We start from the raw sequence: 10,928 nt of genomic DNA on the forward strand, positions 1-10,928 counted from the left end.
TTAATCGCCAGAACTTTCTTTTGATTTATTAAGAAGTAGGGAATGGATCTGCCATATTTCTTTTGATAATTTTTCTATCTGTTTATTCATTGATTCAATTTCATTTTTGTAAATAACACCAGTTGTATTAGTTGCTTTTGCAATCTGGTTTATGTTATTTGTTACATTTGAAAGCAGCCATTGGAGGTTTCTAAATGGTTCTAAATCTACAACATATATCTCTTTTTCTAATACACATTTTCTAAGAAAATGGGACATAGTTTTGCAATTTGCAAGTTTCATTTTCTTTTCAAAAACTTCCTTTTCTTCCTTAGTTAATTTTATTTCTATTCTTTCATTTCTAAATCTATTTGCCATCTTATTCTCCTTTATAAATATATTTCGGGGTCTTAGGGTTCTCCCTAACAAGGTAAAAATTAAAAAAATGGAGCATTCCGTAAAGGTTTGCTCCATTAATTTTTTCGTAAGTGTCCGTACACTTACTGTGCTTGCTATTAAAGCTATTAAAGTTATAAGCGTTAAGCGTGTATTAAGTTGAACTAATTATACCGCATATATAGTTTTTATTAAAGAGGTTTAGTTTTCATGTAATCGGTAAGGTAATAAATTCAAATTATATAATTAAAATGCATAGCATTAGGCTAAAAAATATATAAATGAAATGTTTTTATCAATGCTATTTGCATATTTGAAATATAAAGTCCTAGGGGATAGCTATATTAAAATTAGGAAGGAGGATTATTATGAAATATGGTTATGTCCGTGTATCAACAAAAGATCAAAACATTGCTCGTCAAATTGATGCAATGAATACTTGTGGAGAGAACTTAGATAAAGTGTATGTAGACAAGTCATCAGGAAAAGATTTTGAAAGAGATGCTTATCAAGAAATGATAAAAGATTTAGAATGTGGAGATGAAGTTTTTATTAAATCCATTGATAGGCTCGGAAGAAATTATGATCAAATTATAGAGCAATGGAATTTTCTTACAAAAATAAAAGAGGTTGACCTTATAGTTTTAGATTTTCCTTTATTAGACACAAGAGATAAGGAAGAATCGTTGACGGGAAAATTTATCTCAGATTTAGTGTTGCAAATATTGTCTTATGTAGCTCAGATCGAGAGAGAAAATATTAAAAAAAGACAACTTGAGGGTATAAAAGTTGCTAAAGAAAAAGGAATTAAATTCGGAAGACCTCCGATGGAGAAACCTAAAAATTTTAAGAAAGCTTTTGAAAGTTATGAAAAAGGAGAAATGACTCTTAGAGAAGCAGCTGAAGAATTAAATGTTAACCATGTAACTTTATTTAAATGGTTTAAAAAAGAAAAAGAAAGATAGCTATTGGATATAGTTATTCCCTATAAATTATTTATCAATAATTGTTACCAAAGGTAGGATTTTTTTAACAACTATGGTATAATATAATAGATGAAAGTCTAAAAAAATAAAGATGGAAATCAAGCGATTCTATAATTACAAACTGTAATTTAAATTAGTAGAAACACTTGTTAATAATCCTCTGATTTAATTAACAGTATATTATGTTTCTAAATAAAAATAGGAGGTTCAATATGATTAACTTAGTAGTTTTTGATTCAAATACTTAGCCCTGTTTTAAATCTAATAATTAATAAAAATGGAGATTATATAATAATAGGAGGAAGTATGAAAAATAAAATTAAAAATATATTTGGAATGTTACTTGCACTTGTATTACTTCTAACAAGTGTAGGAATAAATTCAGTTTATGCGGCTAATAATGGAGAGATTACTGTAAATGGTACAACAGCTGGGAAAAATTACGGAATCTATAAGATATTTGACCTAACTTATAAGGATGATAATGTGTCTTACACTATAGCAGATGAATGGAAAGATTTCTTTTCATTAACAGGAGCTGGAAAAGATTATATTGTTGATACAGACCCTAGCGGAAAATTAAACCCTATTGTTGTAGATGGAAAAGTTAAATATATCAATATAACTGATAATAATGTAGCAGAATTTGCAAAAAAAGCTATGGCAGAAATGCCTAATAAAACTAGACAGGCAGTACAAAAAGCAAGTGGAAATACATTAACATTTACAGGATTAGCCTTAGGATACTATTTAGTTCACCCTGAGGGAGCAACAGAAGCTTTACAAGGACAAACTTCAATAGTTTCTTTAACATCTACAAAACCTAAGGGAGAAGTTAAGGTAAAGGGAACTTATCCAACGATTAAAAAGGAAGCAGATAAAAAATCTGCTGACTATGATGAAAAAATTACCTTTACAGTTACAGGAAAAGTTCCAGATTCAACTGGTTATAGTAAATATGAATATGTCTTAAAAGATACACTTCCAAAAGGATTAACTATTGATCAAAATAGTATCAAAGTTACCATAGGGGCTAATGACTTAACAGCTAATGTTACAAAAAATGTTACGGGTCAAAATCTAACAGTTACATTTAATATTTTATCTCTTGTAAAAAATAATAATGTAAAAGCTGGCCAAGAAATTAAGGTGGTTTATGATACAAGAGTTAACAAAGACTTTAATCTTGGTAATCAGGGTGAAGAAAATAAGGCTCATGTAGAGTTTCCTAATGACCCTAAAGACAGTGAAAAGAAAGATAAAACTCCAGAAGAAAAAGTAAAAGTATACTCTGGAAAAATTAAAGTTATTAAATATGACAAGAATGAGAAAAGCAAAAAACTTCCAGGTGCAGAATTTGTTCTTAAAAACTCTGAAGGCAAATTTTATAGATTAGATGAAATAGGTGGAAAAAAGATAGTTTCTTGGAAAGATCAAGAAAAAGATGCGACCATTTTAACTTCTAATAATAGCGGTGAGTTGGAATTTACTGGTCTTAAGGCTGGAAAATATTCATTAAAAGAAATAAAGGCACCAGAAGGATATAACTTACTTACAAAAGAGGTTGGTGTTGAATTAAAAGACGGTTCCGACCCATCTGACACAGAAGTAAATATGGAGGCATTATCAAATGTAGAGAATAGTTCGGGTACAGAATTACCTGGAGTAGGTGGTACAGGAACTAAGTTATTTGCTTCAATAGGTGGAGCTATAATTATATTTGCTGCCTTTAGTCTAATTAAGTCAAGAATAAAATTGCAAGAGAGGTAATATTGGGAAGGGATTTATTCCCTTCTCATATATGAATTATGGATAAAAAGAAATCTATTTTTTTAAGGTTTTTGCTCATAATTGGTTTTCTTATTTTCTTTTATCCTAATATAAGTGATTATGTAAATAGCTTTACACAGACTACAGGGATTATAAACTACGAAAAAGCTTTGAATGAATTTGATAATATCGATATTCAAAAAATAAAAAATGAAGCCATCGTATATAATCGAAAAATTTATGAAGAAAAAGATTCCATTTATTATCCTAATCTTGTTGCTGGTTATAAAGAAAATTTAAATCCCTTTAATGATGGTATGATGGGCTATTTAAATATCGAAAAGATAGGGATAAGTCTTCCTATATACCATGGAGTAAATGAAGGAGTTATTCAAAAGGGTGTGGGGCATATACCGGGAACGTCACTGCCTATAGGGGGAATTTCAAGCCACGCAGCTTTATCAACTCATAGTGGATTGCCGTCCGCAAAGCTATTTACGGATTTACACAAGCTAGATATTGGAGATGAATTTATAGTATCTACTCTAGGAGAAGATTTGTATTATAAGGTAATCCAAAAAGAAACCGTATTACCTAAAGAAGTTGATTCTTTAAAAGTATATGATGGAAAAGATTATTTGACCTTAATTACATGCACTCCTTACGGAATCAATACACATAGATTGCTTGTAAGAGGAGAGAGGATAGAAAATCCAAAATTAGGCGCAGATGATAAAATAAGTCAAGAAACGAGCAAAAAAGTTAAGAAAAACATGTATATAAGTCTTTTTAAACTTGTTTTAATTCTTGGACTTATAATTATTATTATCCTTTCAATAATAAAGGACCTAATACTCTTAAGGAAAGAAAAGCTTATGAAAAAGTAGATGAAGACATACTAGCAAATAGGAGGTTTATATGGAAAAACTTAATAAGAGCAGGATAGTGTGTCTTTTGATTTTACTATTTAGCTTTATACTAAATTTTAACCCTGTTCATGCAAGTACAGAATCACTTGAACATATAGATTTTACAATTTCATACAAGGATCAAGGGAAAAAAATTAAGGGAATAGAATTCATGGTATATAGGATTGCAAATCTTGATAATCAGGGAAAGATAAGCCTTACTGATGAATTTAAAAAATACCCTATAGAAATAAATAACAAGAATGTAGCTTATTGGAATGACTATGCTAACACTATAAAAGGATATGTTAAAAGAGATAAGATAAATCCTCTAAGCAAAAAGAATACAGATTCAAATGGAGAAGTTAGTTTTATTTTAGATAAAGGAGTATATCTTGTAATTGGAGAGGATTTTAAGGCAAAAGAATATCTATATAAGACAAATCCATATATAGTTATGCTCCCAGAAATAGAAAAAGAAAGTGGAAAAGTCTTATATAAAACTATTTCTCGTCCGAAGTTTACTAAAGAAAAAATCACAAACAATAAAATAGATCTAGACGTTCTAAAGGTATGGAATGATAGTGGCAGAGAAAGTGAAAGACCAAGCTTCATAACAGTTGATTTATTAGAAAATGGTAAACTAAAGGATAGTATTAGATTAAGTAAGGAAAACAATTGGACACATACTTGGAAGAACTTAGATCCAGATTCATCTTATTTAGTTATAGAAAAGAATGTTGATGATAAATATAAGGTAAGGGTGGAAAGTTATGGAAAAAGCTTTACTATAACAAATACTATAGACATTCCACCAACATATCCACCAAAAAAACCGCCACGCATACCTCAAACAGGACAATTGTGGTGGCCGGTTTATTTATTATCAGCATTAGGTATTGTTAGTATTTCAATAGGATATGCCAAAGAAAAAAGAAAGGGGGAATGTAATGAAAAATAAAATATCGAAGTTAATAAATATATTTCTAGTTATAATCATGCTATTTCCTCATTCTTCAGGGGTTTTTGCAAGTGGATATAAACAAAATTCTTTAGAGAATTTATCTATGCCAAGCATAATACAACAAAATATTGTAAATGATAGTCAGCAAAATACAGATTCTAATTTAGATACAAGTATTAAGGATAGGCAAAATGAAGATACTATAGAAGCTGAAAAAATTGAGCAAAATCATAATGATGTACAAAGACCTGAAGAAACAAAACAAAATTTAGTAGAAAATAAAATAGGATTATCAGAAGAGGACAATAAGCTTATTGAAAAATATAGGCTTGTTATTAAAGATGAAGATATTGATTATCCGCAACTATCTACGCAAACAGATGCAATAGAATCAAATAAGGGAAAAGTTTTATCTGATATTAAAATTGTTAAAACTGCCGAAGATACAAACTATACAGAATTAACTATTAATGAAATAGAAAATAAAAATAATTATTTTCTCCTAAGTCTAAAATCACAAGATAATAAAGCTATTAATAGTCTAATCCTGTCAAATCGCAGAAACATAGAGATTGTCAGAGACTTGTTTACGAAAACTCAAAAAGAAAGAATAAAAAGAATCTTAATTGAAATTGACACTTATAGAAAAGATAGTGAAAAGATTCAAGAATTACTTGGAGAACTAAGAAATATAAAACCTTATTACTCTTTAGAAGATGAGCAGCTTACAGTCAAGCAAGAAATCTTCCATGAAGAAAACAATAGGGATGAAATTCTTTTAGAAAATAAGAATCCTGATAAATTTAATATAAACTTGATTATACGAGTAAAAGACGAAAATCTTTTAGAAGATGAAGACTTATTAAATTTGCTTGTAGAAGGTGAAAATGAAGAAGATTCTTATTCTTTAAGATACTTAAAAGAAATAGAGGAATACAGATCTGCAAAACCTATATTGTATGCCAATAATATAAAGGTACAAGATACAGAAACAATCGCATCTGATGATATAGGTCCACCAAATTACCTGAATTTACTGGCGAATATGCCAGGGGCCAGTGCAACAGTAGAAGCTGGACCTGGAGTTAATGGAAATATATGGGGATATCAAAAGGATGTAGTTGATTTATCTGCAAATACACAAGCTGATAGTGGAGCTCTATGGGGTGGAGATTGGTCAAAAGCTTCAACGACAATTTTTACTAAACTTGCTGGAAATACTGCTACAGCTGTTAGGTTTAAGCCGTCAGATACAAGTTCTAGAAATTATAGAAATAAGATGGACGCAGGTTGGGATGATAGAGATTTAAACCTTGATACAACAAGTATGTGGGTTAAAGTGAAATACACAAATGCTGCCTACTACAAAAATGAAATTGTAGATGCAGAGGCAACTATTAAAGTGACACCAATGAAAAATAGGAATGAAAACTCCTATGCAGACCACAATTATGGATCAAGCCCATATTATCCTATGCTTCAAATCAGTCATAACTTATATAAGGGCTGGTGTTGGCAAAATGTGAAAGAAATAAATGTTGATTTAGTCTTTAAAAGAAAGAATGGTGACACAATTCGATTTGAGTCATCAACTTTCGGTCAAAACAATGCAACATATTTTACCATAAACTCTTTAAATGAAGAAACTGAGCACAGAGATGGAAATTTACAATATGGTTCAGTCCATTCATTAGGACCTGAATATGTAAGAGTGCAAGAGGGGACGATTACTGGTGCTTATGTAATCCCTGGTTCTCACATTGAAACATCATACAAGGGCGGCAGGTCATCGGGTACACAATATGCCTATAACGGAGGAAAAACCCAATGGGATGGAGATGATCCTAGTTATCCAAATTGGTCACAAAACTCTGTACTTTTCACAACAGCCAATACAGACCACTTAAACTTTACCATGGGTAATTTAATGAGAGACCCAGAAAGTGGATATGTTCCTAGAACAAACTTTGTTTGGACATCCATGTCCACCCAGTCCTTTGCCAATTATTACGTTAATTATAAGGACATTGAAGTCAATAAGTCCTGGAGTGATGATGACGATAGTCATAATCCGATTACGATAAATTTGTTTAAAAATTTCAAAGTTAAGATTAAATGGGGGAATTTTTGGAATCAAAATACGAGAGAGATAGAAATCAAAAATCTATTGCTAGATACCATCACTCTTTCTGGTTCTAATCATTGGAAGGGCGGATTTTACAGGATTCCAGATGAAGAATCTCAAAACAAACTCATTAAAAGAAGATATAAAAAAAATATAAATGAATTGATTTTAGAAGCAGGTCAAAACTTTCCACAAGGAATCCCAGATGACTTTGAAATAGAGTCGGTTAGTGATTTTAAGTATACTATTTCAGAAGTAAAAGTTCCTGGTTATACTACAAAAATTGAAAAATCAACAGATACCAATCCAGAAACAGATATAAATAAAGACATCTATCATATAACAAATACAAAAGAAGGATATGTCCCAGATCCTCCTAATCCTTTAAAGCCTAAGGTAAAAGTAAACAAACAAATAGATTATCTTGGTGATGGCATTATAAATAATGATACAAATGTTCAAAAAGATGATAAGTACAAAAATCAATTAGAGGATATTTATCGTTTATATCTTGATGTTGAGGGAGAAAGACTAAAAAAACAAGAGCCAGTAGACTTATTATTCGTATTAGATGGTTCATCTAGTATGAGAAGAGAAGATATGTCAAGAATTAATGGATGGGGTAATACTAGTCGTAAAGAAGCTATGATAGAGATGATTAACCAAACCGACTTAGTTCCAAATTTCTTGAATCAAAATCCAGAAAACAGAGTCGCCTTTTTATACTTTGATGGAAATACTAGAAATAGAAATACTAATAAGTGGCAGGGCTATTCTTACAAAAATGATGCTCATAATATAAAAGGATGGTCACATAGATTCGCCAAAAATATCGATTTTAATTTAGATGTAAATTACATGGGCACAAATTATCAAGCAGGCTTGATGTTAGCAGAAGATTATTTAAAAGAATCTGAAAATATAAAAGGCAGAAGGCAGGCTATGATTTTTATAAGTGATGGTGTCCCAACCTTTTGGATAGATAGTGATGGAAATCGTCGTGAAACTGGTAATTATAATAACCCAACAACTGTTGAAAATTCAAAATGGCATACTAAGACATTTATAGATGGGTTTTTTAAGAGACATCCTAATTTAACCACCCATGCAGTCGGTGTATCAAGGGATATTACTGAAGAAAACCAATCTGCCTCACAAAGTCCTGAAGTTCTTCAATATATGGCAAATAAGGGTAATGGAAGCTATATAGGTGTAAAAAGCAATACAGGTGAACTTGTAGAAAAATTAAGGCACGCTATTGAGGCTGCTGTAACAGAAGTAAGAATAGAAGATACTCTTAGTGATAGAGTAGAACTTTTAGCGGAAAAAGCTGACTATAAAGTGGTAAAAATAAATAAAGAAACAGGTCAACAAACTCTTCTTTGGGAAAATGGTCAAGGAACTTGGCAAAATGGATCGGGAGATAGTCAACAAATTAAGAGTTTATCCTATGATGCAAATAACAAAAAAGTTATCCTTACTTTCAATCCTTCTTATAAGTTAGAAGAAAATACTAAATATATTCTCTCTTATAATATTAGAACAAATCAAAAGGCTAAAGATGATTATTTGAAAGAGGGATATGATTTTAAGGGTGATAAAAATACAGACTATAAAAACAATGCAACAAGCTCTGAAATGCCTGGATTTAGGTCAAATAAAATAGCTGAAGTTTACTACAACGGAGGTAAAAAAGAATACCCTCATCCAGTAGTTCAAGTAAAGGAAATACCAGGGTATGAACTGCCAACAACAGGTGGCACAGGTGTTACCCTTATAAAAGTGATTGGTACAAGCATTATAATTATAGTTGGTTTTATTCTAGTAAGAAAGAAAAAGAAATGATTAGAAAAAATGCATATTTTTATTTTGGCGGTATTTGCATAATAATAGCATTTTTCTTCTTATCTTATAATCTGGCTGAAGATTATAAGGTTAATAAAAATACTAAAAATATAGTAAATGTACTTAAAGAAAATATTGTAAAAGATGCAAGAGTGAAAGAAAAATATATTGAAAACCCCAAAATGGAAATGCCAATAAAAGAAATTAATGGATATGACTATATAGGTTATCTAAAGATAGAAAAACTTTCATTAGATTTGCCTATCATGAATGAATGGTCATATCCATTAATTAGAATATCTCCAGCAAGATATAAGGGTAGCATATATGAAAATAATATGATTATATTGGCACATAATTATAGAGCACATTTTGGTTATATTTATACACTTAACCCAGGAGATAAAGTTGAATTTGTAGATATGAATGACAAACACTTTATTTATGAAGTAGTAAAAGTAGAAGAAATAAGGGGAGAAGACATAGACAAACTTTTGTCGGGTTCTTATGACTTAACCTTATTCACTTGCACTTTAGGAGGAGAATTTAGAACTGTTGTACGTTGTAAAATTCAAAAGTGAGAATTTTAGTTATTACAACTAAATATACTATAAGAAAATTATAGTCATAATGATAAATTTGATTTTACAAAATAACAAATATAGAAAAGTGATGAATATATGACGAGATTTCTTGATTTGAAAGGAGAGAGATTCGGAAACCTTACAGCTTTATACAGAATACAAAATGATGAAAAAGGCTATGCAAAGTGGTTATGTCAGTGTGACTGTGGTAACAAGGTTGTAGAAAATACAAAAAGATTAAAGCGAGGCACAACTACAAGTTGCGGTTGTGTTCCTAAAACAAATGCACGTAATGGAAATAAGGCTGAGAATCTTATAGGGGGAAAATATGGAAAGTTGACAGTCATTAAACGTGTAGAGAATAAAAATAGCAGAGTAAGTTGGCTTTGTAAGTGTGACTGTGGTAATGAAAAAGTTACTACTGCACAATTATTAAAATCTGGGAAGACTAAGAGTTGTGGATGCTTGCGAGGATTTCAAAGCAATCATTATAAAGACATAAGTGGAAAAAAATTTGATCGATTATTGGTTATAGAGCCAACAAATCTTAGAGATAATAGAGGATCAATTATCTGGAAATGTCTATGTGATTGTGGAAATGAATGTATAGTTACAGAAGATAATCTTGTTAGAAAAAAAACAACTAGCTGTGGTTGTAGAAAAAAGGAGATATGCTCAAATATTACCAATCTGGTTAGCTTATATCAAGATACAAGTTATACTTTTTTAAAGTTTAGAAAAAATGTAAGATCTGATAATAAATGTGGAGTACGAGGAATATCTAAGCTAAAAAATGGAAGGTTTAGAGCAACTATTGGATTTAAAAAAATAAGATATGATCTGGGTACTTATAGTACTCTTCAAGAAGCGTTATTTAAAAGAAAGTACGCAGAAGAGATTTTACACGAAGGTTTTTGTGACGCTTTTGAAAAATGGAAAGCACTCAGTAGTGGAAATAAGAAGTGGGAAGAAAAGAACCCCCTAATTTATGATGTTGAATTTAAAGATAAAAAATTTAATGTTATATGCAATATAGAAGATTTAGAGAAAGTAGAGAATGGAGAATAAATTGAATTAATTATATTCCTGTCGTGAGGTCTTATTTATAAATAAGACTAAAGAAGTAAGGACGTGTAAATTAAATGGAATTCTTGATAATTAAAAATTTAATATCAACTAGTTCTTAGCAACAACCAACTTATTTTACAAGTTAAAATTTGTAAAACATAAATAAGACTGACAGATTAGTTTCTGTCGGTCTTTTTTTGTGCCTTTGGAGGAAGTATGGAAAAGACTAGGAGTCCACCTCTTTAATTTAAAGATCTAAAAGAAATTTAAATTAGGAGGATAATGATGGACAATAATTTCAAA

The 10,928-nt window shown here is 30.3% G+C and carries 8 protein-coding genes; 7 read left to right on the forward strand and 1 reads right to left on the reverse strand.

All coding sequences use genetic code 11. The features are described 5' to 3' along the window. A complete protein-coding gene (locus ACLGL1_RS06430; RefSeq protein ID WP_408978050.1) occupies nucleotides 1-357 on the reverse strand; it encodes a plasmid mobilization protein in 357 nt (118 codons plus the stop codon). A gap of 386 nt (nucleotides 358-743) precedes the next feature. On the opposite strand from ACLGL1_RS06430, the gene ACLGL1_RS06435 reads away from it, so the two are divergent. From ACLGL1_RS06435 to ACLGL1_RS06465, 7 genes are all read left to right on the forward strand, one after another. Further along, entirely contained in the window at nucleotides 744-1,340 is a 597-nt protein-coding gene (locus ACLGL1_RS06435; RefSeq protein ID WP_411007885.1) for a recombinase family protein, read from the forward strand. A 327-nt stretch (nucleotides 1,341-1,667) separates the two neighbouring features. Further along, entirely contained in the window at nucleotides 1,668-3,131 is a 1,464-nt protein-coding gene (locus ACLGL1_RS06440; RefSeq protein WP_411007886.1) for a SpaH/EbpB family LPXTG-anchored major pilin, read from the forward strand. 38 nt (nucleotides 3,132-3,169) lie between these two features. Then, the gene (locus ACLGL1_RS06445) at nucleotides 3,170-4,018 is read left to right on the forward strand and encodes a class C sortase (RefSeq protein WP_411007887.1); all 849 of its coding nucleotides are present in this window, start codon (nucleotides 3,170-3,172) and stop codon (nucleotides 4,016-4,018) included. A 31-nt stretch (nucleotides 4,019-4,049) separates the two neighbouring features. Further along, the gene (locus ACLGL1_RS06450; RefSeq protein ID WP_411007888.1) at nucleotides 4,050-5,000 is read left to right on the forward strand and encodes a Cna B-type domain-containing protein; all 951 of its coding nucleotides are present in this window, start codon (nucleotides 4,050-4,052) and stop codon (nucleotides 4,998-5,000) included. Continuing rightward, nucleotides 4,990-8,973, forward strand: a complete 3,984-nt coding sequence (locus tag ACLGL1_RS06455) for a VWA domain-containing protein (protein ID WP_411007889.1) — start codon at nucleotides 4,990-4,992, stop codon at nucleotides 8,971-8,973. Before ACLGL1_RS06450 ends, ACLGL1_RS06455 begins: the two co-directional genes overlap by 11 nt. After that, nucleotides 8,970-9,554 carry a sortase gene (locus tag ACLGL1_RS06460; protein ID WP_411007890.1) on the forward strand — a complete coding sequence of 195 codons (585 nt, stop codon included), beginning with the start codon at nucleotides 8,970-8,972 and terminating at the stop codon, nucleotides 9,552-9,554. Before ACLGL1_RS06455 ends, ACLGL1_RS06460 begins: the two co-directional genes overlap by 4 nt. A gap of 99 nt (nucleotides 9,555-9,653) precedes the next feature. Continuing rightward, nucleotides 9,654-10,625 carry a hypothetical protein gene (locus tag ACLGL1_RS06465; protein WP_411007891.1) on the forward strand — a complete coding sequence of 324 codons (972 nt, stop codon included), beginning with the start codon at nucleotides 9,654-9,656 and terminating at the stop codon, nucleotides 10,623-10,625. Nucleotides 10,626-10,928: the final 303 nt, after the last annotated feature.

It is taken from the genome of Peptococcus simiae (assembly GCF_046569735.1).
Lineage (GTDB): Bacteria > Bacillota > Peptococcia > Peptococcales > Peptococcaceae > Peptococcus > Peptococcus simiae_A.